This window comes from Bradyrhizobium vignae, from assembly GCF_004114425.1.
Classification (GTDB): Bacteria; Pseudomonadota; Alphaproteobacteria; order Rhizobiales; family Xanthobacteraceae; genus Bradyrhizobium; species Bradyrhizobium vignae.
On record NZ_RDQF01000065.1, the window covers coordinates 16,645 to 39,218 of the forward strand.

Consider the following 22,574-nt stretch of genomic DNA (forward strand, 5'->3'; position numbering starts at 1 on the left):
TGCCGGAAGTCTCGGTTTCGATGGTGCGGTCACTTCGCTTTCTCCATCAGGCCAGGGATCGGCGCGGCATCGGCCGCGCGCATCAAGGTCAGCAGCACGCGGCAGAGCGGCGTTGCGATCTGGTGGCGCTCGCCGGCCGCGATCACCGCGCCGGTGAGCGCGTCCACCTCCGAGCGCCGCCCCGCCAGCCGGTCGAAATACATCGAGGTGCCGGCATCGGGCGGGAACGTCATCAGCATTGCCCGCAGCTTCAAGGCTTCGTCGTCTGCGAGCCGGGCGCCGTCGGCGCGCGCGACCGCGGCGGCTTCTTCCAGGGCGGAGAGCACCAGCGAGCCCATGTCCTCGCGCCTGAACACGCCCTGGCGCTGCAGCGTGAGCGCGGTGATCGGATTGGCGATCGCGTTGAGCAGCAGCTTGCGCCAGGCCATCGTCTTGAATTCGGGGCTGACCAGGATCTGCATTCCCGTGCCTTCGAGCAATTCCACGAAGGCACGGCCACCGGCATCATCGCTCACCGCAAAATCATGGTCGCTGGCGCGGCGGTAGCGCACGCGGTCGGGCGCAAGCCGCTCACCATTGTAATAGACGATGGTCGGCACGACGGTCGCCCCTCCGACGAATGGCGCAAGCCGTTCGGTGTGGCCCATGCCGTTCTGCAGGACCGCGACATGCGTGCTGGCGCCGCAGAGCCGCTGCAGCCAGGGCGAGCTCGAGGCGGTATCCTGCGCCTTGGTGCACAGCAGCACCCAGTCATGGATGTCGGCCTGTGCCGGATCCGTCAATATACGTGGCCGCGCTTCGATCGTGCGGTCGGGACGTTCCACCACCAGCCGCGCAATCCCGTGTCTGACGCAGGCGGTGACGTCGTGCCGGCCGGTCGCATCGAGCGCGCCGGCAATGACGCCGCCAATGCTGCCCAGGCCGACGACGGCGACCCGGCGGCGCCCGGTCGTTGCGGCATGATCGATCGTGGACATCGCGGAACCTCCAGGCATCGCTTAAAATGTATGTTCCCTGGGAGTATTTGCTGAAATTGCGGCGTCAGCCAGCCCGCGCGGCCTGTGCAAACTGCAGGGGCGTGATGCCGTAGCAGCGCCTGAAGTGCTTGTTGAGTGCGGCCTGATCGCAAAATCCCGCCGCCGGCGCGCTGTCCGCCAGCGAACGACCGTGTCTCAGGAGACGGCAAGCCGCGTTGAGCCCGATGTGCACGAGATAGGCGTGCGGGGTAAGGCCAACCGCGCTTGACCAGCTCGCCCGCCACGCAGGGCCCACCAGTTTCCAGCTGATCGGGCCTTCAATGCGTGACGGTGATTCATCATCTTCCCCCTCGAGACGAATTTGGTCGGCAATAGGGGGCGCAACCTGTGCGAGAGCGGCAGTGAGTCGCAAGGTTGCGGCAGACAAAACGCGGCCTGGCTGATGTCGTCGCCTGATCACGACGTCGGCGGGAAACAATCACTGGCTTGCCCACAGGATGCGCGCGATCCACGCGACATCGCCGGCCGCCATCGTGCGATCGGCCTGCGTCCCATCGAGCGGTTCGAGCTCCAGCGCCTTTGTGGTGCGGCGCTTCAGCGTCGCGACCGTCATCTCACCCGCTTTGCTCCTCACCACCACGCGATCGCCTTTGCGGATCGGCGCGCCGGGTGAGACCAGGACGATGTCGCCGTCGCGATAGACAGGCGCAAGTGCATGGCCGGAAATCTCCAGTGCAAACGTGTGGCGGTCCTCGGAGGTGGGAAGCGCGATTTCGGTCCAGCCCCTGCCGGATGGAAGGCCGGCCTCGTCGAAAGCGCCGCTCGTTCCGGCCTGCGCGAGGCCGAGCAGCGGCACCGAACGGCCGTCGCCGGCGCGGTCGTCCTCAATCAATTTCGCAAAGCTGTCGATCGAAGCGTCGGCGGCGGCCAGCGCCTTTGCGATCGATTCGGTCGAAGGCCAGCGCTCGCGGCCGTCAGCGGTAATGCGCTTGGACCTGTTGAAGGTGGTGGGATCGAGCCCGGCACGCTTGGCGAGGCCGGACGGCGACAATCCGGCGCGCGCCGCCAGCTGATCCAGCGCGGCCCAGATCTCGCCGTGAGTCAGCATCCTCTGCGCTTTGGCCTGTCTGACCATGGAAGGTCCAGCCCGTCGCAACTCAGGAAAACTGTCCTCAAATCAAGCGGTTTTCCGTTTTTCGCGCAAGGGGCAGCGGGCGAAAGCGTTTTCAATCGAAATGGCTATCGGTTCGCGTCACGAAAACGCGTCAAAACAGGAATCCAGAGCGCCGTTTCCGATTTCATCGGACCGGAAAAGGCTCTAGATCTTGAGTTCGGAAGGGCCGGCCTTTACGGTCGCGCCCGGGTTTCGAAGACCCGCGAGAGACGAAAAAACCCAAAAGACTCAAAGAACAAACAAGGCTGCGTAAGCGGTGGTCAAGATCTACAAAATCTGTCCGGCCTCGGCCTGGCGCGAGGCGGAACGGCAGGGCGTCTACCGCGGCAGCGCGGATGACGCGCGCGACGGGTTCATCCATTTCTCGACCGCCGCCCAAGTTCCCGAAACCCTGCGCAAGCACTATTTCGGACAGCGCGCGCTGTTCCTGGTCGAGGTCGATGGCGATGCGCTGGGCAGCGAGCTGCGCTGGGAACGTTCGCGCAACGACGAGCTCTTTCCGCATCTCTATGGCGAGCTCGATCTCGGCGCGGTGATCGCGGTATTGAACCTCAACATGCGCTCCGACGGTGGTCACGATGTGCCGGAGCTCGCCCCGTGATCCGCGCGTTCGACGCCTTTTCGCTGCCGGTGCTGCGCTGGCTCGATCCCGAGGACGCGCATCGCCTGGCGATCCAGGGCCTGCGCTTCCTGCCACCGGTCAAGCCGCGTGCCGACGATCCCAAGCTCGCGGTGCGCGCCTTCGGGCTGAACTTTCCCAATCCGATCGGCATGGCCGCGGGCTTCGACAAGAGCGCCGAGGTACCGGACGCGCTGCTGCGGCTCGGATTTGGCTTCGTAGAGATCGGCTCGGTGACGCCGAAACCGCAAGAAGGCAATCCGCGGCCGCGGCTGTTCCGGCTCGAGCGCGACGAGGCGATCATCAACCGCATGGGTTTCAACAATGACGGCGCGGAGGCAGCCCTGCGCCGGCTTGCGGCGCGCGCGCAGCACGGCGGCATCGTCGGCGTCAATGTCGGCGCCAACAAGGATTCGCCGGACCGCGTCGCCGACTACGTCAAGCTGATCGAGACCTTTGCACCGGTCGCAAGCTATTTCACCGTCAACGTCTCTTCGCCGAACACGCCGGGCCTGCGCAAGTTGCAGGAAGGCGCACTGCTCGACGACCTGCTCGTACGCGTGATCGACGCGCGCGAGCGGGTGCGTCAGAAGGCCGGCGACACGCCGGTGCTGCTCAAGATCGCGCCGGATTTGAGCCTTGCCCAGCTCGACGACGTGGTGCAGGTCGCGCGCTCGCGCCGGGTCGACGGCATGATCGTCTCGAACACCACGATCGCGCGGCCGAGCACGTTGCGTGAGGAGTCGCGGGCGAAGGAGCAAGGTGGCCTGTCCGGCCGACCGCTGTTCCGCCTGTCGACGCGGATGGTTGCGGAAACCTATGTGCGCGTCGAGGGCGCATTCCCGCTGATCGGCGTTGGCGGCGTCGACTCGGGCGGCGCCGCGCTGACCAAGATCCGTGCCGGCGCCAGCCTGATCCAGCTCTACTCATCGCTGGTCTATAAGGGTCTCGGCCTTGTCGACGAGATCAAGCGCGACCTGACCTCCACGCTGCTCCGGACGGGGCGGGATTCGCTGTCCGAGATCGTCGGCGCGGATGCGGCGACACTCACCGCGGAAGACTGGCCGAGGATGTGAGGCGGTCTCGTGCCCCGGACGCAGCGCAGCGCTCCTTCAGCGGTGCGCTGCAGAGCCGGGGCCCATACCTGCTGGGTCCCGGCTCTGCGTCGCGTCAATTTCATGCCGCGTCGCGTCCGGGACACGACGGCTAGATTTTCGAAAACGTCGCCCCGTAGAGCGCCGGATAGCGCGCGCCCTGCAAGCCGCCGCGGGCGACATAGAACGCGATCAGCGCGCTCCACAGGCCGGCATTGCCGAACGATTGCAGCGCCAGCCAGACGCCGAAAAAGATCGCCAGCGATAGCAGCATCAGATTGCGCATCTCGCGCGCCCAGGTCGCGCCGACATAGATGCCGTCGAAGCCGAAGGCGAACACACCGGGAATGGGCGCAAGCACGATGAACGGCAGGAAGTCGCGCGCGACGCGGCGAACATCCTCACTCGCCGTCATGACATTGATCAGCGCTGGCCCGAACAGCGCAAACAGCACCGCGACGACCAGCGCAAAGCCGAGGCCCCAGAGCAGCACCAGCCGCATCGAATCCGCAAAGCCTTTTGGATCGCGCGCGCCAAAGGTGCGGCCGCAGAGCTGCTGGGCTGCATTGGCGAGGCCGTCGAGAAAGAAGGCGCTGACCAGGAGGAAATTGTTGAGCACGGAGTTCGCCGCCAGCGTGACGTCGCCCGCGCGCGCGCCCTTGGCGGTGAAGAACAGGAACACGGCGATCAGCGCCGCGGTGCGGATCATGATGTCGGAATTCACCGCCAAGAGCCGCATCAGCTTGGCGCGATCGAACAGCGTTGCGCGAGGCACTTTGAAGCCGCCGGTCGCATAGCGACGGCAGACGATCACGCCCAGCACGAAGCCTGTCGTCTCCGACAGCAGCGCCGCGATCGCCGCGCCGGCGATGCCGGTGTCGTAAACCAGCACCAGCAGGATCGTCGCCACCATGTTGATGAGGTTGATGACGACCTGCAGCGCGAGCGCCGGATTGGCGCGGGCCTGCCCGACCAGCCAGCCCAGGATGACGTAATTGGCGAAGGCAAACGGCGAGGACCAGATCCGGATCATGAAGTAGGTCTTCGCAGCCTGCGTCACGCCCGCGCTGCCGCCCATCAGGTCGAACAGCAGGCCCCCCAGCGGCAGCTGCAGCGCAATCAGCGCCGCACCGATCAGGCCCGCGACGATGAAGCCGCGCACCAGGATCACGGTCTGCTCGCGCGTCTCGCCGGCGCCCAGCGCCTGCGCGGTGAACGCAAGCGTGCTCATGCGCAGGAAGCCGAACAGCCAGAACAGGCAGTCGAAGATGACGGAGGCCATCGCGACGCCGCCGAGCAGTGCGGCATCGTCGAGCCGGCCGATCGCGGTGGTCGAGACCACGCCGATCAGCGGCGTCGTGAGGTTCGCGACCATCGCGGGACCCGCGATGGCGAACACCTGGCGGGAGCCTATCCTGGGATGAACCGGTGCGTGCATGTCAGAACACGAGCACCATGCGGTCTTCGGCGGCGAGGTGTTCGATTTCATCCAGACGCGTCAGCATGTCGTCACTCATATGGGTGAGGACCAGCCGCTTGGCGCCGATTTCGGGCAAATGCTGTTCCAAAGTCTTCAGGCTGAGATGGTTCTTGACCACCTTCTCGTACATGTAGGCCTCAGCGATGAAAAGGTCCGCGCCATGCGCCAGCGGAATGAGCGTCTCCGTCCATTCGGTATCGGCGCTGTAGGCGAGCGTGCGGCCCTCGACCGCGACGCGATAGGCGAGGAATGGACCGCCGGATTCGCCGTGCACGACCGGATAGGGCGTCACCGTCACGGCGCCGAAGCTTCGGCTTTGCTCGGGTGCGAGTTCGACCACGTTCAGCTCGAAGCGCTGCTTGGTCTTGGAGGAATGCTCGAACAGGGCTTCCATCACTTGGGCAAGCCGCGACGCAATGCCTTGCGGACCCGCGATCGTCAGCGGCCGCGTCCGCCGTGAGAATTGCGCGTCGAGCAAGACAAACGGCAGCCCGGCAAAATGGTCGCCGTGGAAATGCGTGATCAGGATCAGGTCGATCTCGTTGCAATCGATCTCGAGCCGCTTCAGCGCCGGCAGCGCCGACGCGCCGCAATCAATCAGGAAGTTGGCTTCGCGTCCCGAGACATGGAAGCAGGTATTGAGCCTGCCACCGGAGCCGAAAGCGTCACCGCAGCCGACGAAACGCAGTTGCATCGGCTGCGCACTCCCTCAATCACACCTTACCGGCCGCGCGGCGCGCCGAACACGCGCGAGAGCAGCCAGATCGGAATCACGATGACCGCGCCGAGCAGGAAGTAGCGCCACAGCCAGTTCACGGCATCGAAGCCGAGATCCCAGAGACGCTGGAACAAGAGGCGGATGCTGTGGATGATGTTCCAGGGGTCGAAGCCGATCGCCGCCAGCACGACGCCGACCAGGATCGAGAGCAGCACCAGGCGGAACGCGACGGTCAGCGGCGAGCCGCCGAGAAAGCGGTGCAGGCCGTCGCTGCGGCCGGCCGGCAAATCTCTGACGTCTTGGACCATCACAAACTCCTGAAGGCGGATTCGACCCCATTATAAGGCACGGCGAGGCACATGGGGAACCCGCAACCGGAGTCAATCGGGTTACGGGAGTTTAATTCGGGCAGTGCGCCGGGCCACCTCTCCGCGGGGCGATTGCGAGTGTTTCCCTGCGGCCATTCTTCGAGACGCCCGTTTTAGGCGGGCTCCTAGGATGAGGACGGAGTGCGGGGTAGCAGGACAAGGGGCGCAACCGACCGGGTGAGAAACGAGTCCCGGCCCAGCACAGTTTCATATCTCAATCTCCTCCGGCTCCGCCTTCAGCATCCGCTCCAGCGTCTCCAGCCGGTCGGCCTCGCGCGGCGGCTTGTCCCAGCGCAGGCGGCTGATGCGGGGGAAACGCATGGCGACGCCGGATTTGTGCCTGGGCGAGCGCTGCAATCCCTCGAAAGCGACTTCCAGCACCAGACCCTTGTCGCCCTCGTGCACGACGTGGCGGACGGGACCGAATTTTTCGGTGGTGTTGCGGCGGACGAAGCGGTCGATCTGGAGCAGCTCCTCGTCGGTGAAGCCGAAATAGGCTTTTCCGACCGGGACCAGTTCCTCGCCATTCTCGGTCTCGGTCCAAACGCCGAAGGTGTAATCGGAATAATAGGACGAGCGCTTACCGTGGCCGCGCTGCGCATACATCAGCACGGCGTCGATGATGTGCGGATCGCGCTTCCACTTCCACCACTGCCCCTTCGGCCGTCCCGGCAGATAAGGCGCATCGCGCCGCTTCAGCATGACGCCCTCGATAGCGTCGGCATCCTCGCCGGCACCGGCGCTCGCGGGATTGGCACGTGCGGCGGTGAGCGCGTCCCAGCTTGCGAAGGGAACGGTGGGCGACAGATCGATACGGGCATCGTCGAGCTTCGCGACGAAGGTCTCCAGCCGTTCGCGCCGCTCCGCGAAAGGCAGCTCGCGCAGATCGTTCTCGTCGTCGCCGAGCAGATCATAGGCGCGCAAGTGAATCGGAAACTCCTTGATCAGTTTCGGCGAGACGACCTTGCGGTTGAGCCGCTGTTGCAGGACGTTGAAACTCTGCACGCGGCCCTCGCGCAGGATCAGAAGCTCGCCATCGATGGCGCCCGGCAGGTGCAGCGACGGCACGAGATCCGGAAAGCTGCCGGTGATGTCCTCGCCGGTGCGCGAATAGAGCCGCGCTGTGATGTGCCCCCGATCGTCGCGGCCGGCGACCGCCTGCACGCGGATGCCGTCCCATTTCCATTCGGCGATGTAGTCGGCGGGATCGAGCGCGGCGAAATCGCCTTCCTCGATCGCATGCGCGAGCATCACGGGCCGGAACGGCGCGGGATCGCGATTGACGGGTTTTTCGCCGCGTCCCTCCAGCCAGGCGAACAGGTCGAGATAGGGGGGACTAAGGCCGGGCCAGATCAGCTCGATATCGTGCGGGTCCTTGTCGCCGAGCGCGGCGGCCGCGGTCTTGGCCAGCCGCGCCGAGATGCCGATGCGCATCGCGCCAGTGACGAGCTTGAGCAGCGCCCAGCGGCCGGTCTCGTCGAGCTCGTCGAGCCAGCGCGCCAGCTGTGCCGGCATTTCGGTCTTGCCGAGCGTGCGCAGTGTGGTGACGACTTCGGTCAGTGTCGGAGGCGGCGGATTGTTGTGTGCCGCCAGCGCGGCCTTCGGCCACATCAGCGCCACCGTCTCCGAGAGATCGCCAACATAGTCGTAACTCAATCCGAACAGCACCGGATCGGCGCGCGCCGCGATCAGATCGCGGATCAGCCCAGGCTTGGCATGCTTGAAGCTGAGTGCGCCGGTCAGCGCCGCCAGCGCATAGCCGCGGTCGGGATCGCCGACTTCGCGGAAATAGCCGGTGATCAGCCGCAGCTTGTTGTTGCGGCCGGGCTCGTAGGCGAGGCGGTCCAGCAGCTCGGCGAAGCGGTTCATGCTTCGGCCTCGCCTTGAATGGGCGTCTCGCTCTCCTCCTCGTCGCCATAGCCGACGAGATCGAGCGGCCGCGCTTTCAGGCCCTTGCTCTGGCACCAATGCACCAGCGCATCTTCCTGGCCGTGGGTGACCCAGATCTCGCCGGCGCCAGTTGCGGCGATGGTCGCGGTAAGGCCGTCCCAATCGGCGTGGTCGGAGATCACCAGCGGCAATTCCACGCCGCGCTGCCGCGCCCGGGCACGCACGCGCATCCAGCCCGAGGCGAACGCCGTGACGGGATCGGGAAAGCGGCGCGTCCAGAGATCGGACGTTGCGGATGGTGGCGCCAGTGTAATGGTGCCGGCGAGCGCCGCCTTCTTCACGCCCTTCGCCGGCCGCAACTCGCCAAGTTCGATGCCGCGGCTCTGATAGTAATGCGTGATCGTCTCCATCGCGCCATGCAGGTAGATCGGCGCGTCATAGCCGGCCGCACGGAGCAGCGCGATCACCCGCTGTGCCTTGCCGAGCGAATAGGCACCGACAAGGTGTGCGCGCTCCGGAAACAATGCGACCGAGGCGAGCAGCTTCTTCACCTCGTCGCTCGCATCGCCGTGCCGGAACACCGGCAGCCCGAACGTCGCCTCGGTGATGAAGACGTCGCAGGGCACCAGCTCGAAGGGCGTGCAGGTCGGATCAGGCGCATCCTTGTAGTCACCGGAGGCAACGACGCAGGTGTCCTTAGCCGTCACCGCGACCTGCGCCGATCCCAGCACATGGCCGGCCGGGTGAAACTTGACGGTGACGTCGCCGAGCCGGATCTCCTCGCCATAGCGGATCGCTTGGGTCGACCCGGCAAAATTCTCTCCATAACGTAGGCGCATCATATCGAGCGTTTCCTGCGTCGCCAGCACCGCGCCATGGCCGGCGCGGGCATGGTCGGAATGCCCGTGGGTGATCACGGCCCGCTCCACGGGACGGACAGGGTCGATATGGAAGGCGCCGGGCTTGCAGCATAGGCCGGCAGCAGTTGGCAGCAGGATGTCTTGCGGACGCATGTGAGTGATATAGGAACGGGCCGCTCCAAATTGAGCGGTCATGCGCGGGCTTGCCGTCTCCGCTAGGCTTCGCCGGCCCGGTGATGTACAAGCCGCCGAAACCACTTGGTGAGGGCGGGACCCGCGCATCCATCTTCCTAAAGAGTTCTCTTATTGATGGATTGCCGGGTCAAGCCCGGCAATGACGAGTAGTTCCATGCCCCTGCGCCTGTTCCTGACCTCCGGCGATCTCATGGCCGACCGCCGTTTCGAGTTCGCGCGCGACCTGCAGCTCAAGGGCGACCTGCCCGCCGCCGCGGATCTCCTGGAGCAGGCGATCGAGCTCGCGCCTGATTTCACCTCGGCCTGGTTCACGCTTGGCGAGATCCGTCAGCAGCTCGGCGAGCGCGACAAGGCCATCGCGGCCTTCCGTGAAGCGCGCCGAACCGATCCCGAAGACCAGCACGGCGCCGGCCTGCACCTGATGCGGCTCGGCGATGCGGAGATGGCGGAGATGCCGAAGGCCTATGTGCAGGCGCTGTTCGATCAATACGCGCCGCGCTTCGAGCACGCGCTGATCAACGATCTCGGCTATCGCGCGCCCGCGCTGATCTTCAAGGCGGTGCTGGCTGCGCGCGTCGCCGCCAAAAAGCCCGCCTACTTCAAGCGCACCATCGATCTCGGCTGCGGCACGGGTCTTGCGGCCGCCGCGTTCGCCAAGCAGGTCGACCATTTCATCGGCATCGACCTGTCGCCCGGCATGATCAAGGAGGCGCGCGCGACGAACCTCTATGCCGAGCTCGAAGTCGCCGACATGATCGAGGGGCTGCGCGGCAAGGCCGACGCAAGCGCGAACCTCGTCGTCGCCGCGGATGCGTTCGTCTATCTCTCCGATCTCGCACCGGTGCTGAGCGAGGCCAGGCGCGTGCTCGTGTCAGGCGGCGTGCTCGCCTTCACGCTGGAGACGCATGACGGCAGTGGCGTCGTGCTTGGCGAAGGCCTGCGCTATGCCCATTCCGCGGAATATGTGCGCGGTGCCATCGCCAAGGCGGATCTCAAGCTGCTGACTTTGGAGCCGGCCTCGCCGCGCAACGAGAACAACGAGCCGGTGCGCGGCCTCGTCGTCGTTGCCGAGAAAACTTGAGTCTAGGCGCTGGCGCCTAGCGATTTCGAGCGTCATTGCGTCGCAAAGCTGCGACTTCCCACTTGCGAGCCGAGCTGCGATGCCAGCACAATGCGCTCGCTAGGGAGAAACAAATAATGACGAAGAATCCATCGCGGCGCGATTTCAGCGCCGCTGCGCTCGCCACCATCGCCGCATCCGCATTGCCGGCGCCTTACGTCTGGGCTGCGGAGAAGAAATACGACGCGGGCGCCAGCGACACCGAGATCAAGATCGGGCAGACTGTGCCGCATTCCGGCCCCGGCTCGCTCTACGGCGTGCTCGGCCGCATCGGCGAGGCCTATTTCCAGATGCTGAACGAGAAGGGCGGCATCAACGGACGCAAGGTCAAGTTTCTCACCATGGACGATGCCTACAGCGCGCCGAAATGCGTCGAGGCGACGCGGCGGCTGGTCGAGCAGGAGGAGGTGCTGGCGCTCTACGGCTCGCTCGGCACCGCACCGCAGACCGCCGTGCACAAATACCTGAACTCCAAGGGCGTGCCGCAGCTGTTGCTCAACACCGGCGCCTCGAAGTGGAACAATCCGAAAGAGTTCAAATGGACGATGGCGGGCCTGCCGCTCTATCCGACCGAGGCGCGCATCCTGGCCCGGCACGTCGTCAGCGTGAAGCCGAATGCGAAGATCGGCATCCTCTACCAGAACGACGATTTCGGCCGCGACTTCCTGGGGCCGTTCAAGAAGGTGTTGGCCGATGCCGGCGGCACCGCGCAGGTGATCATGGAGCAGACCTACGATCTCACCGATCCGACCGTCGATTCCCAGCTCATCAATCTCTCGAAATCGGGCGCCGACGTCTTCTACAACATCTCCACCGGCAAGGCGTCGTCGCAGTCGATTCGTAAAGTCGCCGAGCTCGGCTGGAAGCCACTGCAGTTGTTGTCGGCCGGCTCGACTGGACGCTCGATCCTCAATACCGCGGGGCTGGAGAACTGCACCGGCATCGTCGCCATCCGCTACAACAAGGAGGTCGGCCTGCCGAAATGGGAGAAGGACCCTGACGTGATGGCGTTCGAAGAGCTGCGCAAGAAGTACCTGCCGAGCATCGACCCCGACAATACCATCGCCTTCGCCGGCTACGGCCAAGCCGTGACCATGGGCGAGATCCTGCGCCGCTGCGGCGACGAGCTCACCCGCGCCAACGTGCTGAAGCAGGCATCGACGCTCGCGGGTTTCCACTCGCCCTATTTCCTCGATGGCGTCACCTACAGCTACACGCCCGAGAACTACACGCCGATGAAGACGCTGTTCATCTCCACCTTCACCGGCAAGGACTGGGATATCTCCGACAAGCCGATGTCGGAGTAGGGTCGGCGAATTCCGCTGCCCCTTACCTCCTCGTTCCCCGCAGGGCGATCATATTTGAGATAGGATTCCCTGCGGCCATCCTTCGAGACGCCCGCTTTGGGCGGGCTCCTCAGGATGAGGAACGGAGTGCGCGGTGGTTGCTTCCGGGACACGGATGCCGCTTAGCCTCATCCTGAGGAGGCGCGTCAGCGCCGTCTCGAGGGACGAGGCGCGCGCTCAGGCGCTAAACGCGCGAGACCAGCCGATATGCCCGCGCCGCATTCACACCAAACGCCTTGTCCCGCACCTGCGGGCCAAGCCGCGCCAGGCAGGCCTCCAGCGCGGTCTTGATCTCGCCATAGCTTCCCGCAAGCAGGCACACCGGCCAGTCGGAGCCGAAGATCAGCCTGTCCTCGCCGAAACATTTTGCGGAGTGGTCGACGAACGGAAACAGCCGTTCCGCATCCCAGTCACTCCAGACCGCTTCGGTCGCGAGCCCTGAGATCTTGCACCAGACATTGCCGCAAGCAGCTAACGCGGCAATGCGGTCGGCCCATTCGTCGCTTCCACCGTCCGCGATCGGTGGCTTGGCGGCGTGGTCGAGCACGAAGCGCGCGTGCGGAAAGGCCTGCGCGGTTGCGATCGCCGCCGGCAGCTCGCGGGCACGAACGAGGAAATCGTAAGCGAGCTCGCGGGCGAATACGGCCGTGAGGCCGCGCTGGACGTCCTCGCGGAGCAGCCAGTCGGGATCGGTCTCGTCGTGGACCTGGTGGCGGATACCGACCAGCTTGCCGCCGCCCGGCAAGGCGCGCAGCCCGTCGAGCGTTTCGCCGAGGTCGCCATCGGTCAGATCGGCCCAGCCGACGACACCAACCACAGACGGCGTCACATGCGCGATGCGCAAGAATTCCTCGGTCTCCCCCAGCGCGGAGCGGCACTGCACCACGATACTGGCGTCGACGCCGTTTGCTTTCAGCAATGGCGCGAGATCGGCAGGACCGAAAGCGCGACGGATCGGCGCCAGCTCGTCCGCCGCCATCCACGGATAATCGGCGCGCGCCGGATCCCAGAAATGCTGGTGGCCGTCGATGATCATGTCCTACGCCCCGCCGGGAAGTGGCGCCCGCGCATCGACGAGCTTTCGTGCACGCAACTCCTGCCAGAACGCGGCGGGCACCGCCCTCTCCGACATCGCGATGTTGTCGGCGACTTCCGCGGCGTTGCGCGCCCCCAGCACGGCGACCGTCACCGCCGGATGCGCCATGCAGAACCGCAGCGCGGCGGCTTTCAGCTCCGTGCCGTGCCTGCGGCAGAGTTCATCGAGCTCCAGCGCACGCGCGACGAGCGCCGCATCGGCATCCTGATAGTTGAACTTGGCGCCAGTTCGCGGATTGGCCAGAATGCCGCTGTTGTAGATGCCGCCGAGCAGGATGCCGATGTTCCTGGCCTGGCAGAGCGGAAACAGCGCCTCCAGCGCGCCCTGATCGAGCAGCGTGTAGCGCCCGGCGAGCAGGAAGCAGTCGACCGGCACGACCTCGGCGAAGCGAACCAGCATCTCCGATTGGTTCATGCCGGCGCCGATCGCCTTGACTGTGCCCTCACTGCGCAGGCGCTGCAGCGCGCGGAAGGCACCGGCGACGGCCTCGTCATAATGGTCGTCGGGGTCATGCACCAGCAGGACGTCGACGCGGTCGAGCCCAAGCCGCTCCAGGCTCTCCTCAACCGATCGCATCACGCCGTCATGGCTGAAATCGAACACCGGCCGCTCGCGCGGCGTGCCCTTGTAGTGCTCATCCTCGGCGGCGCCATCATCGGGCGCGCGCAGCAGACGGCCGACTTTTGTCGAGATGGCGTAGGTGTCCCGCTTCTGTTGCCGCAGGAATCCACCGAGCCGCCGCTCCGCGAGGCCGAACCCGTAGAGCGGCGCGGTATCGAAAAAGCGGACGCCGGCAGACCAGGCGCGCGCGATCGTTGCCTCCGCGTCGGCGTCACTGACTGGTGCGAACAATCCGCCGAGCGGGGCGGAACCGAGGCCGATCGAGGTGACATCGAGAGCGCCGAGCCGTGACCTTTTCATTCCCATTGCCTTCCAGGAGTCTTCTTCCAACCGCCAAATCATCTCCCCCGCTCGCGGGAACCGCAAGCGGGGGAGGCACGCAGGAGCACGGGGCTGGCGGAGCTCCTACTTCAGCATCTGCGCGACATTGTCCTTGGTCACGAGGTCGAGGCCGGTGTAGACGATCTCCGGCACCTTCTCGCCCTTCTTGATCGCGAGCAGCGTGTCCATCGCCTTCTCGCCCATCTCGAACGGACGCTGGCCGACCAGCGCATTGGCATAGCCGTCACGCAACAGCTCGAGCTGCATCTTCAGCGTGTCGGCGACGACCAGCGTGAACTTGCCGGAATCGATGTCCTTCTTGTTGCGGGAAGCGAAGGCCTTGAAGCCTTCGGGGGCGAACATCGGCCAGCCGCCGATGGGAACGATCGCGGCGAGGTCGGGCGTTGCCGTGCGCATGTCCGTCATCTGCTGGACCGCCAGCGCCGGATCGTCGTTGCAGAACGTCGGGGAACCCGCGACTTCGGTCCATTTCGAACCCTTCAGCGCCTCGCGAACGCCCTCGACGCGCTCGGCGAGGTTCTTGGCGCCGGGACCACCGGAGACCATGGCGTACTTTCCACCGTCGGGCCGCATCTTCAGCAGTTGCTTGCCGAGGGCCAAGCCGAACTCCTTGTTGTTGGTGCCGATATAGGCGATCCGCTTGGAGCCTGGGGCATCCGCATCAAAAGTGATGACAGGAATGCCGGCGGCGGTTGCCGCCTCGATCGACTTGGTCATGGCCGCGACGTCGGCGACCGAGATCGCGAGGCCGTCGACCTTCTGGGTGATGAAGTCCTGGATGATCTGGGCCTGCGTCGCCGGCTCATGCTCCACCGGTCCCTTATAGATGCACTCGATGTTGCCGAGCTCCTTGGCGCGCTTCTGGCAGCCATCGCGCGCGAAGTCGAAGAACGGATTGTTCATCGCCTTGGGCACGATGACGAAGCGGTAGTTCGCAGCAAATGCCGGCGTCGCCATCAGCGCAACGGCGATTCCCGCAAGCAGAAGTTTCCTCATTATCTCCTCCACCCTCGTTTGGTGCCCATCCCCTCGAAAGTGCCCGGGAAGCGGACAGGCGGCATTTGGTTGCCTTCCCGGGATGACATGACGTCAGCTCATCCGCGAACGGATCCGGTCGACCAGCACGGCCAGAATGATGATCACGCCCACCAGCGTCTGCTGCCAGTAGGAGGAGACCTGTGCCAGCACGAGACCGTTGCGGATCACTTCCAGCAGCACGCAGCCGACGATGGCGCCAAGTGGGCCGCCGATGCCGCCGGCAAGGTTGGCGCCGCCGATCACGGCCGCAGCGATCACGTTGAGCTCGTAGGACGTCGCCATGTTGGCCGGCGCCGATCCCAGCCAACCGGAGATGATGATGCCCTGCAAGCCCGCGGCGAGCGCGCAGATCACATAGACCTCGATCTTCACCCGTACGACCGGAATGCCGGTGAGCTCCGCCGCCTTCTCGTTGCCGCCGAGCGCGAAGACATGGCGGCCGAACGAGGTGTGATGGAGCACCACCGCCATCGCCAGCGCGAGGATCACGAGATAGATGAAGGGCATGGGCACGCCGAGCACGTCGCCCGAGGTGAGCCCGTAGAAGTAGTCGGCGTCCGGGCCGCCCGGAAAACTGCCGCGACCATTGGAAACGACATAGCCGAGCCCGCGCACGATCGAGAGCATGCCGAGCGTGGTGACGAAGGGCGACAGGCCCAGCACGGCGGTGCAGAAGCCGTTGACGAGACCCGCAATCAGCGCAACGCCGAGGCCCGCAGCCACGGAGATCAACAGGATCAGCCCGGGTACGTTAGCGACCACCGTCTTGCCGTCGGCGGCCATGTGCACGAACAGCGAGGCGCCGAGCCCGCCGGGCGTCGACAGCTCGGTCATGACCATCGAGGTGATCATGGCGGAGAAGCACATCATCGAGCCGACTGAGAGGTCGATGCCGCCGGTGATGATCACGAAGGTGACGCCGAGCGTGGCGATGGCGATGAAGGAAAAATTCTTCGCCACGTTCTGCATGTTGCCTTCGGTGAAGAAATAGGGGCTGGCGAAATGCATGATCACCAGCAGCACCGCCAGCGCGATCAGGACATAGCCGGTCTGGGAGGCGAAGATGCCGCGCTGCCACCATCTGATCCGGCCGACATTGGTGAAACTGATCGGTGATTCCAAGGGCACGGCCATCACGCCGCCTCCTTCGCGCCGGTGATGAGGGCGGTGACTTCCTCCGGTGAGGTCTCGTGGATCGGCTTGTCGGCCCGCTTCTCGCCGCGGCGCATGACGACGACGCGATCGCAGACCGCGAACACGTCGGGCATGCGGTGCGAGATCAGCATGACGGCGACCCCCTGCTCCTTCAGCCGGTGGATCAGGCCGAGCACCTGCTCGACCTGGCGCACCGAGATCGCCGCGGTCGGCTCGTCCATCATCACCAGCCGCGCGTTGGAGAGCCGTGTCCGCGCGATCGCGACCGCCTGGCGCTGGCCGCCCGACATCTGCTTGACGAGATCGTCGGGGCGCGTCTCGGAGCGCAGTTCGCCGAACAGCTCCAGTGCCCGCGCCGCCATCGCCTTGTGGTCGAGCAGCGCGATGGGTCCGAACTTGCGCTTCAGCTCGCGGCCGAGGAAGACGTTGGCGGCGGCGGTCAGATTGTCGGCGAGCGCGAGATCCTGGTAGACGACCTCGATGCCGACGGCGCGGGCATCGACCGGGCGGTTGAAGTGGACCGCGCTGCCCGTAAAGCGGATCTCGCCGTGAGTGGGGCGGAAATTGCCGGCGATGATCTTGACCAGCGTCGACTTGCCGGCGCCGTTGTCGCCCATCAGGCCGACCACCTCGCCGGGGAACACCTGCATGTCGACGCCGTGCAGCGCGCGGATCGCGCCGAACTCCTTACCGATGCCGGTGAGTTCGAGGACCGGTGTCGCGTCAGCTCTCGTCATCAGCGGCCTTCCTCAGACATAGCGGTTGACCAGGGATTCCAGATATTCCTGCCGGCCGGAGCGGGGCTGCGGATCGAAGCCGGGAGACATCGCACGGTCGGCGAGATCGGCGAGCGAACGCTGACCGCCGAGAATGGCCCTGCCCTCAGGCCCAGCCCAGCCCTCATAGCGCCTGGCAAGCGGTGTGGTGAGCACGCCGGCGTCGAGCATGTCGGCGGCGGCGAGGAAGGCACGCGCGCAGGCATCCATCGAGCCGACATGGGCGTGGATGAGATCATCGGGGTCGATCGACTGGCGGCGGATCTTGGCGTCGAAGTTGAGCCCGCCCGTGGTGAAGCCGCCGCGGTTCAGGATCTCGTGGAACACCAAGGCGAGTTCCGGCACGTTCATCGCAAACTGGTCGGTGTCCCAGCCGAGCAGATCGTCGCCGCGGTTGATGTCGAGCGAGCCGAACACGCCGAGCGCCTCGGCCAGCGCGACCTCATGATGGATGGAGTGGCCGGCGAGGATGGCGTGGTTCTGCTCGATGTTGAGCTTGACATCGTTGAGGAGATCGAAACGTTCGAGAAAGCCGTAGCAGGTGGCGACGTCGAAATCATATTGATGCTTGGTCGGCTCCTTCGGCTTCGGCTCGATCAGGATTGGGCCCTTGAAACCGATCTTGTGCTTGTGCTCGACGACGAGCGAGACGAAACGGCCGAGCTGGTCGAGCTCGCGCTCGAGATCGGTGTTGAGCAGCGTCTCGTAGCCCTCACGTCCGCCCCACAACACATAGTTCTGGCCGCCGAGCCGGTGCGTCACCTCCAGTGCGGCCCGGACCTGGCCGGCGGCATAGGTGAAGATGTCGGGGTCCGGATTGGTCGCTGCGCCCGCCATGTAACGGCGATGCGTGAACAGGTTCGCGGTACCCCAGAGCAGGCGGACCTTTGCCGCGGCCATCTTCGCTTCGAAGATATCGGCGATCGCGTTGAGATTGGCAACGGACTCGCTGAGCGAAGCGCCTTCCGGCGCGGCGTCGACGTCGTGGAAGGTGAAGAAGGGTACGTCCAGCAGGCGGAACAGCTCGAAGGCGATATCGGCCTTGGCCCGCGCCATCGCCATCGGATCGGTGCCGTGGTGCCAGGGCCGCAAAAAGGTCTCACCGCCGAAGGGATCGCCGCCGGGCCAGCAGAACGAATGCCAGTAACAGACCGCAAAGCGCAAATGATCCTCGAGCTTGCGACCATGCACGAGGCGATCCTTGTCGTACCAGCGGAAGGCGGGCGCGCTTTCCGCATCCTTGCCAGCGAAGGCTATGGGTGCGCTTGCATCGAAGAATTTGGCTGACAGGTTCACTTAAACAGGCTCCTTCAATGCGGGATAAAGCGCGCGCCAGCGACGATAGGCCTCGTCATAGGCCGCTGTTACAGATGCACGGGGCGTGAAGCTCGCAAGCCGCCGCGGACGGGTGCAGACGTCCGCGGGATCTTCGCCGGTTACGGCGAGCCGGCCGAGCCGCGCGGCGCCGAGCGCGGCGCCGACCTCGCCTTCCTCGACCCGGTGGACGGGAATGCCGAGCACGTCGGCGCAGATCTGCGCCCACAGCGGCGAGCGCGAGCCGCCGCCGACGAGATCGACCTCGGCAATCCGCCCGCTCGCTGCGCTCAGCGCCGCCAGATTGTCGCGCGCGGCAAAGGCGACGCCTTCCAGCACGGCCTGCACGATCTGGCTCCGGCCGGTCGCGCCGCGCAAGCCGATGAAGGCGCCGCTGGCGGCGGCATCGTTGTGCGGCGTGCGCTCGCCATCGAGATAGGGCAGGAATTTGATCGGGCTCGGGGCATCGACGCGCTCGCCGAGCGGCGCCAATAGCGTTGTGGCCGGCGTCTCCATCACGCCAGACAGCCACGCGAGCGAAGCCGCCGCCGACAGCATCACGCCCATCTGATGCCACAGGCCGGGCAGCGCGTGACAGAAAGCATGCACGGCCGATGTCGGCGCGGCGGCGAAGCGATCGGTGACGCGGAACAGGACACCCGACGTTCCCAGCGACAGGAAAGCATCGCCCGGCGCAATGGCGCCGAGTCCGATCGCGCTGGCCGCATTATCGCCGGCGCCGCCCGCGACCACGACATTCCCGGTCATGCCCCAGCGCCGCGCGTAGTCCGGCGCGAGCAATGCGCTCGCCGCGCTGCCCTCGACGAGGCGGGGCATGTGGTGCAGGTCGAGCCCGGTGGCATGCAGCAGCAACGCGGACCAGCGGCGCAGGCCGACGTCGAGCCACAGCGTGCCGGCAGCATCCGACATATCCTCGACCATCTCGCCGGTAAGGCGATAGCGCACATAGGCTTTCGGCAGCAGCACCTTTGCCATGCGGTCGAATATCTCCGGCTCATGCCGTGCCACCCACAGCAGCTTCGGCGCGGTGAAGCCCGGCATCGCGAGATTGCCGGCGATCGCATGCAGCGAGGGACAGCGCCGCTCCAGAGCTGCGCATTCGGCCTGCGAGCGACCGTCATTCCAGAGGATGGCCGGACGCAGCGGCTGGCCGTCCTCGCCAAGCAGCGTCGCGCCGTGCATCTGACCTGACAGCCCGATGCCGCGAACCTGCGCAACCTCGCGCGAATGGCGCGCGGCGAGATCGTCGATTGCGCCGATCGTCGCATCGACCCAGGCATCGGGGTCCTGCTCGGACCACAGCGGCGCGGGGTGCGACAGCGCAAGCTCGCGCGGCGCCGTCGCGACAACCGCGCCGGCTTCGCTCACGAGCACCGCTTTCACACCGGATGTGCCGATGTCGATTCCGAGATACACGTCACCCTCCCTTTCGCATGCTGCGGCGCGCGATCTTGCGTCGCCTTGCCCCGCAGCGGGCCTTTTCGAAATCCACCTGCCGCTAAGGCAGATTGTCCCGCATCACGATGTCGATCCTGATCTTCTCCTGTTCGCGCAAGATCGGCTCGCCGCGGGCGAGCGCCAGCAGCACGCGCACGGCGGCGCGCGCCTCATGTCCGGGGTTCTGCGAGATCGCGGCGTCCATCACGCCCTGCAGCAGCAATCGGCGCGTCAACGCGGTGACGTCGTGCCCGACGAACACCAGCTTGTCGCGACCAGCCTCGTTCAACGCCCTGTCGTTCAGCGCTTTGGCAACGCCCTGCGTGCCGGCGCCGACGTTATAAAGGCCGACGATGTCGGCATGCCTGCCGAGCAGCTGTGCCAGCAGCTGTTCCGAGCGGTCGTCCTCGTCGCGCCCTTCCAGCACCGGCAGCACGTCGAGGCCGGGGAATTCAGACGCCATCACCTGGTTGAAGCCGAAGATGCGCTCGGCGTGGTCGCGCAGGCCCTGCGAGCCCGCGACGATCGCGACCTTGCCGGACCGCCCGCCGACCAGGCGCCCGATCAGCGCGCCGGCGGTGCGGCCCGCAGCGATGTTGTCGATCCCGACATAATGGTGGCGGCGCGAGGACGGCACGTCGGAAACCAGCGTCACCACCTTGGCACCGGCATCGACGAGGTCGTTGATCGCGGCGCGGACACCGGGATGGTCCAGCGCCACCACGGCAACGCCGTCATATGCGCCCGACAGCGCCTCCAGCGAAGCGGCGAGCACGGAAGGATCGAACACGTCGGTCGGGACCATCTCGACGCTGAGGCGGCGGGCCGAGAGCCAGGCCGCCATCTCGCCGAGATAGGCTTCGATCTGCTGCATGAACGGGTTCGGCCCCGACGGCATCACGAAGGCGAAGCGGCGGGCGCGGCCGCGGGCGAGCTCGGCGGCGGCCACATGCGGCTGGAACGAATTGCGCTCAATGGCTTCCTTGACGCGGCGGACCGTATCCGGGCGCACCCCCGGCCTGTTGTGCAGGACGCGGTCAACCGTCGCGAGACTGACGCCGGCCTCGCGGGCGATGTCCTTCAGCGTCAGCGCAGACGGGGTGAGAGTCTCGGCCATGGCTGAAGGCTAGCAGAGGTGTTTTGAGGTGCGCAACTCATTTTGACCGAGCACCGGCCATCCCCGGTCGCCGCCAACTCGAGGAACAGCTCCTCGACCGGGCCCGCGATCTGGAGGAAGCCGCCCGGGACATCGCCCCCGAGCGCGCACTCGACGAGATCGAGGAGACGCGCTCCTGATCTACCGGCGCGCCGGCACCGACAGGTCAAGCGTCAGGAACAGACTGTTGGGATCCTCGACATAGCCGTCGAACGGGCCGCAGGCGATGAAGCCGTGCGCCTGATAGAGCGCGTGCGCCGGCTTGAAATAGTCCCAGGAGCCGGTCTCGAGGCTGAGACGCCTGATGCCGCGTGCACGAGCCTCAGTCACGATGTGGCGGAGCATCTGGCCGCCGAAGCCGCGTCGCCGCGTTGTCTGAAGCGTGTGCATCGACTTCACCTCGCCGTGGTCAGCCGAGAGCGTCTTCAACGCACCGGTGGCGACCAGCGTCTCGCCATCCCAGCCGGTCCAGAACGCGATCTCGGGCGCGCGAAGCCCCGCGAGATCGAGCGCATGGGCGCTGCCCGGCGCGGTCTGCGCCCGCGCGGCCGCAACGTGATGATCGAGCAGCGCGATGACGCGCGGATCATGGGTGTCGCCGGTGCGGATCTGCATCATCAGGATCTCCTGTCTCACATCTTGCCATAGGAGGCGCCGCGCCGCGTGATGATGATGTAGCGCGCGTCCTGCTTGGTTTCGTTCTCGAAGATCACGGCGCGCATCACGTCGAAATCCAGGCAATCGCCCTCACGCAGCCGCACCGCCTTGGCATCGATATGCACGGCGATGACGCCCTCCAGCATCAACAGCTGCTGGGTGAAGGCGTTGCGGCCCCAGGGGCTGTACGGCACCCGCGCGCCAGCCGGCAGGTCGACGACGATGATCTCGATGCCGCTTGCCGCATCGGTCGGCGAGGCATGCCGCCTGCGATAGCCGCTCTCGGGATCGCGCCAGTGCGGCTGGTCGGCGAACCGCACCAGCCGCTCCGGTGGCTTCTCGGCCAGCGCGACGACATCGCTCAGCGACACGTCGAGCGCGGCGCAGAGCCTTCCGAGCAGCGCCGCCGTCGCACTGCTCTGCGCCCGCTCCACCCGCCCGATCATGGCCCGGCTGACGCCGGAGCGGCCCGCGAGTTCGTTCAGGGTCATCCCCGCCTGCGTCCGCAGCGTCTTCAGGCGGCGACCGATCGCGCGGTCGAGTTTCTGCTGGTCCATGACCTCCTCTTCGCATAACGCCCCGGCGCCAGGACCGTACGCGCGAAGACGACGGAGCTTAGCGCGCGAAAGGTCGAACGCCGGCAAATGGGGGGCTAATATATTGGAATCTCGCACCAGCGGGCGAAATCCGAAGCAATCGAGCCCGGCTTGAGATCACGATCGGTGAAACATTGGAGCGGGCGAAGGGAATCGAACCCTCGTATGCAGCTTGGGAAGCTGGACGGTTGTCAGGCGTTACAATCACTTAGCTGCAAAACCGGCGCGAACCGTGGTCAATGCCATCAATGGGTTGGAAACGCGATGCAAAACCGGAGCACCGATCATGGGAGATCGCCGCGCGAGTAGCAGCGCGCAAAATCGTAACTACATGATGCAGTGAAAATCGAGCCGAGTGACCCACAAATCGGGCTTCCGATGTAGACGGGGCGGCTCACTAGTCATCCGTGAAGAGCGGCTAAGCGATTGAGCTGGAATCGCATTTGTGGTTGCGGGGTGTTTTAGGATTGCAGGGTTTTGATGCTTCGGGCATCGGAACCTTGCAATTTCATTTTCAGGATTCC

22 protein-coding genes are annotated in these 22,574 nt (G+C 65.7%); 4 read left to right on the forward strand and 18 right to left on the reverse strand.

The genetic code is table 11. The features are described from left to right. Nucleotides 1-29: 29 nt before the first annotated feature. The 3 genes from EAV90_RS33885 to EAV90_RS33895 all read right to left on the reverse strand — a co-directional run bounded on the left by EAV90_RS33885 (nucleotide 30) and on the right by EAV90_RS33895 (nucleotide 2,112). Nucleotides 30-977 carry a 2-dehydropantoate 2-reductase gene (locus EAV90_RS33885; protein ID WP_129145871.1) on the reverse strand — a complete coding sequence of 316 codons (948 nt, stop codon included), beginning with the start codon at nucleotides 975-977 and terminating at the stop codon, nucleotides 30-32. A 64-nt stretch (nucleotides 978-1,041) separates the two neighbouring features. Next, on the reverse strand, nucleotides 1,042-1,437 hold the full coding sequence (locus tag EAV90_RS41890) for a helix-turn-helix domain-containing protein (protein WP_376707290.1): 396 nt from the start codon (nucleotides 1,435-1,437) through the stop codon (nucleotides 1,042-1,044). Between the two features lie 18 nt (nucleotides 1,438-1,455). After that, nucleotides 1,456-2,112, reverse strand: coding sequence for a S24 family peptidase (locus EAV90_RS33895; protein WP_122406045.1), 657 nt, complete (start codon nucleotides 2,110-2,112; stop codon nucleotides 1,456-1,458). A 295-nt stretch (nucleotides 2,113-2,407) separates the two neighbouring features. Here EAV90_RS33895 and EAV90_RS33900 point away from each other — a divergent pair, with 295 nt between their 5' ends. Both EAV90_RS33900 and EAV90_RS33905 read left to right on the forward strand, forming a co-directional pair. Further along, nucleotides 2,408-2,752 carry a DUF952 domain-containing protein gene (locus EAV90_RS33900; protein ID WP_122406046.1) on the forward strand — a complete coding sequence of 115 codons (345 nt, stop codon included), beginning with the start codon at nucleotides 2,408-2,410 and terminating at the stop codon, nucleotides 2,750-2,752. Next, a complete protein-coding gene (locus tag EAV90_RS33905; protein WP_129145872.1) occupies nucleotides 2,749-3,846 on the forward strand; it encodes a quinone-dependent dihydroorotate dehydrogenase in 1,098 nt (365 codons plus the stop codon). The genes EAV90_RS33900 and EAV90_RS33905 overlap by 4 nt, the downstream gene beginning before the upstream one ends. 130 nt (nucleotides 3,847-3,976) lie before the next feature. On the opposite strand, the gene EAV90_RS33910 is transcribed toward EAV90_RS33905, so the two are convergent. From EAV90_RS33910 to EAV90_RS33930, 5 genes are all read right to left on the reverse strand, one after another. Further along, nucleotides 3,977-5,302, reverse strand: coding sequence for an MATE family efflux transporter (locus tag EAV90_RS33910; protein WP_122406048.1), 1,326 nt, complete (start codon nucleotides 5,300-5,302; stop codon nucleotides 3,977-3,979). 1 nt (nucleotide 5,303) lies between these two features. After that, entirely contained in the window at nucleotides 5,304-6,038 is a 735-nt protein-coding gene (locus EAV90_RS33915; RefSeq protein WP_122406049.1) for an MBL fold metallo-hydrolase, read from the reverse strand. 26 nt (nucleotides 6,039-6,064) lie between these two features. Then, a complete protein-coding gene (locus EAV90_RS33920) occupies nucleotides 6,065-6,370 on the reverse strand; it encodes a DUF6460 domain-containing protein (protein WP_122406050.1) in 306 nt (101 codons plus the stop codon). A gap of 267 nt (nucleotides 6,371-6,637) precedes the next feature. Further along, nucleotides 6,638-8,299, reverse strand: a complete 1,662-nt coding sequence (locus EAV90_RS33925; protein ID WP_129145873.1) for an ATP-dependent DNA ligase — start codon at nucleotides 8,297-8,299, stop codon at nucleotides 6,638-6,640. Beyond that, nucleotides 8,296-9,333: a ligase-associated DNA damage response exonuclease gene (locus EAV90_RS33930; protein WP_129145883.1), complete on the reverse strand. Its 1,038-nt coding sequence runs from the start codon at nucleotides 9,331-9,333 to the stop codon at nucleotides 8,296-8,298. Before EAV90_RS33930 ends, EAV90_RS33925 begins: the two co-directional genes overlap by 4 nt. A gap of 196 nt (nucleotides 9,334-9,529) precedes the next feature. Here EAV90_RS33930 and EAV90_RS33935 point away from each other — a divergent pair, with 196 nt between their 5' ends. Together EAV90_RS33935 and EAV90_RS33940 are read left to right on the forward strand one after the other, a co-directional pair. Then, nucleotides 9,530-10,456, forward strand: a complete 927-nt coding sequence (locus EAV90_RS33935; RefSeq protein WP_129145874.1) for a class I SAM-dependent DNA methyltransferase — start codon at nucleotides 9,530-9,532, stop codon at nucleotides 10,454-10,456. Nucleotides 10,457-10,572: 116 nt separating this feature from the next. Beyond that, on the forward strand, nucleotides 10,573-11,802 hold the full coding sequence (locus EAV90_RS33940; protein WP_129145875.1) for an ABC transporter substrate-binding protein: 1,230 nt from the start codon (nucleotides 10,573-10,575) through the stop codon (nucleotides 11,800-11,802). Between the two features lie 223 nt (nucleotides 11,803-12,025). On the opposite strand, the gene EAV90_RS33945 is transcribed toward EAV90_RS33940, so the two are convergent. The 10 genes from EAV90_RS33945 to EAV90_RS33990 form a co-directional block, all read right to left on the reverse strand. Next, a complete protein-coding gene (locus tag EAV90_RS33945) occupies nucleotides 12,026-12,877 on the reverse strand; it encodes an amidohydrolase family protein (protein WP_122406055.1) in 852 nt (283 codons plus the stop codon). Between the two features lie 3 nt (nucleotides 12,878-12,880). Then, nucleotides 12,881-13,858 carry an aldo/keto reductase gene (locus EAV90_RS33950; protein WP_122406056.1) on the reverse strand — a complete coding sequence of 326 codons (978 nt, stop codon included), beginning with the start codon at nucleotides 13,856-13,858 and terminating at the stop codon, nucleotides 12,881-12,883. A gap of 105 nt (nucleotides 13,859-13,963) precedes the next feature. Further along, nucleotides 13,964-14,896 carry a sugar-binding protein gene (locus tag EAV90_RS33955; protein WP_162500496.1) on the reverse strand — a complete coding sequence of 311 codons (933 nt, stop codon included), beginning with the start codon at nucleotides 14,894-14,896 and terminating at the stop codon, nucleotides 13,964-13,966. Between the two features lie 93 nt (nucleotides 14,897-14,989). Beyond that, nucleotides 14,990-16,072, reverse strand: coding sequence for an ABC transporter permease (locus EAV90_RS33960; RefSeq protein ID WP_164937224.1), 1,083 nt, complete (start codon nucleotides 16,070-16,072; stop codon nucleotides 14,990-14,992). Continuing rightward, nucleotides 16,072-16,830: an ATP-binding cassette domain-containing protein gene (locus EAV90_RS33965; RefSeq protein ID WP_129145877.1), complete on the reverse strand. Its 759-nt coding sequence runs from the start codon at nucleotides 16,828-16,830 to the stop codon at nucleotides 16,072-16,074. Before EAV90_RS33965 ends, EAV90_RS33960 begins: the two co-directional genes overlap by 1 nt. A 12-nt stretch (nucleotides 16,831-16,842) precedes the next feature. Beyond that, the gene (gene xylA, locus EAV90_RS33970; protein WP_129145878.1) at nucleotides 16,843-18,165 is read right to left on the reverse strand and encodes a xylose isomerase; all 1,323 of its coding nucleotides are present in this window, start codon (nucleotides 18,163-18,165) and stop codon (nucleotides 16,843-16,845) included. Beyond that, a complete protein-coding gene (gene xylB, locus EAV90_RS33975) occupies nucleotides 18,166-19,620 on the reverse strand; it encodes a xylulokinase (protein WP_129145879.1) in 1,455 nt (484 codons plus the stop codon). It lies immediately after the preceding gene. A gap of 82 nt (nucleotides 19,621-19,702) precedes the next feature. Continuing rightward, nucleotides 19,703-20,758 carry a LacI family DNA-binding transcriptional regulator gene (locus EAV90_RS33980; protein WP_129145880.1) on the reverse strand — a complete coding sequence of 352 codons (1,056 nt, stop codon included), beginning with the start codon at nucleotides 20,756-20,758 and terminating at the stop codon, nucleotides 19,703-19,705. 180 nt (nucleotides 20,759-20,938) lie between these two features. Beyond that, complete coding sequence (locus EAV90_RS33985; protein ID WP_164937225.1) at nucleotides 20,939-21,412, reverse strand: GNAT family N-acetyltransferase; 474 nt, start codon at nucleotides 21,410-21,412, stop codon at nucleotides 20,939-20,941. Between the two features lie 17 nt (nucleotides 21,413-21,429). Then, nucleotides 21,430-22,011 carry a helix-turn-helix domain-containing protein gene (locus EAV90_RS33990; protein WP_129145881.1) on the reverse strand — a complete coding sequence of 194 codons (582 nt, stop codon included), beginning with the start codon at nucleotides 22,009-22,011 and terminating at the stop codon, nucleotides 21,430-21,432. Nucleotides 22,012-22,574: the final 563 nt, after the last annotated feature.

Bases quoted from the DNA above. Each gene is read 5' to 3' on its own strand.
- EAV90_RS33885 (WP_129145871.1), bottom strand. From the start codon at position 977: ATGTCCACGATCGATCATGCCGCAACGACCGGGCGCCGCCGGGTCGCC.
- EAV90_RS33895 (WP_122406045.1), bottom strand. From the start codon at position 2,112: ATGGTCAGACAGGCCAAAGCGCAGAGGATGCTGACTCACGGCGAGATC.
- EAV90_RS33910 (WP_122406048.1), bottom strand. From the start codon at position 5,302: ATGCACGCACCGGTTCATCCCAGGATAGGCTCCCGCCAGGTGTTCGCC.
- EAV90_RS33915 (WP_122406049.1), bottom strand. From the start codon at position 6,038: ATGCAACTGCGTTTCGTCGGCTGCGGTGACGCTTTCGGCTCCGGTGGC.
- EAV90_RS33920 (WP_122406050.1), bottom strand. From the start codon at position 6,370: ATGGTCCAAGACGTCAGAGATTTGCCGGCCGGCCGCAGCGACGGCCTG.
- EAV90_RS33925 (WP_129145873.1), bottom strand. From the start codon at position 8,299: ATGAACCGCTTCGCCGAGCTGCTGGACCGCCTCGCCTACGAGCCCGGC.
- EAV90_RS33930 (WP_129145883.1), bottom strand. From the start codon at position 9,333: ATGCGTCCGCAAGACATCCTGCTGCCAACTGCTGCCGGCCTATGCTGC.
- EAV90_RS33935 (WP_129145874.1), top strand. From the start codon at position 9,530: ATGCCCCTGCGCCTGTTCCTGACCTCCGGCGATCTCATGGCCGACCGC.
- EAV90_RS33940 (WP_129145875.1), top strand. From the start codon at position 10,573: ATGACGAAGAATCCATCGCGGCGCGATTTCAGCGCCGCTGCGCTCGCC.
- EAV90_RS33945 (WP_122406055.1), bottom strand. From the start codon at position 12,877: ATGATCATCGACGGCCACCAGCATTTCTGGGATCCGGCGCGCGCCGAT.
- EAV90_RS33950 (WP_122406056.1), bottom strand. From the start codon at position 13,858: ATGAAAAGGTCACGGCTCGGCGCTCTCGATGTCACCTCGATCGGCCTC.
- EAV90_RS33955 (WP_162500496.1), bottom strand. From the start codon at position 14,896: ATGAGGAAACTTCTGCTTGCGGGAATCGCCGTTGCGCTGATGGCGACG.
- EAV90_RS33960 (WP_164937224.1), bottom strand. From the start codon at position 16,072: ATGGCCGTGCCCTTGGAATCACCGATCAGTTTCACCAATGTCGGCCGG.
- EAV90_RS33965 (WP_129145877.1), bottom strand. From the start codon at position 16,830: ATGACGAGAGCTGACGCGACACCGGTCCTCGAACTCACCGGCATCGGT.
- EAV90_RS33980 (WP_129145880.1), bottom strand. From the start codon at position 20,758: ATGGCCGAGACTCTCACCCCGTCTGCGCTGACGCTGAAGGACATCGCC.
- EAV90_RS33985 (WP_164937225.1), bottom strand. From the start codon at position 21,412: ATGCAGATCCGCACCGGCGACACCCATGATCCGCGCGTCATCGCGCTG.
- EAV90_RS33990 (WP_129145881.1), bottom strand. From the start codon at position 22,011: ATGGACCAGCAGAAACTCGACCGCGCGATCGGTCGCCGCCTGAAGACG.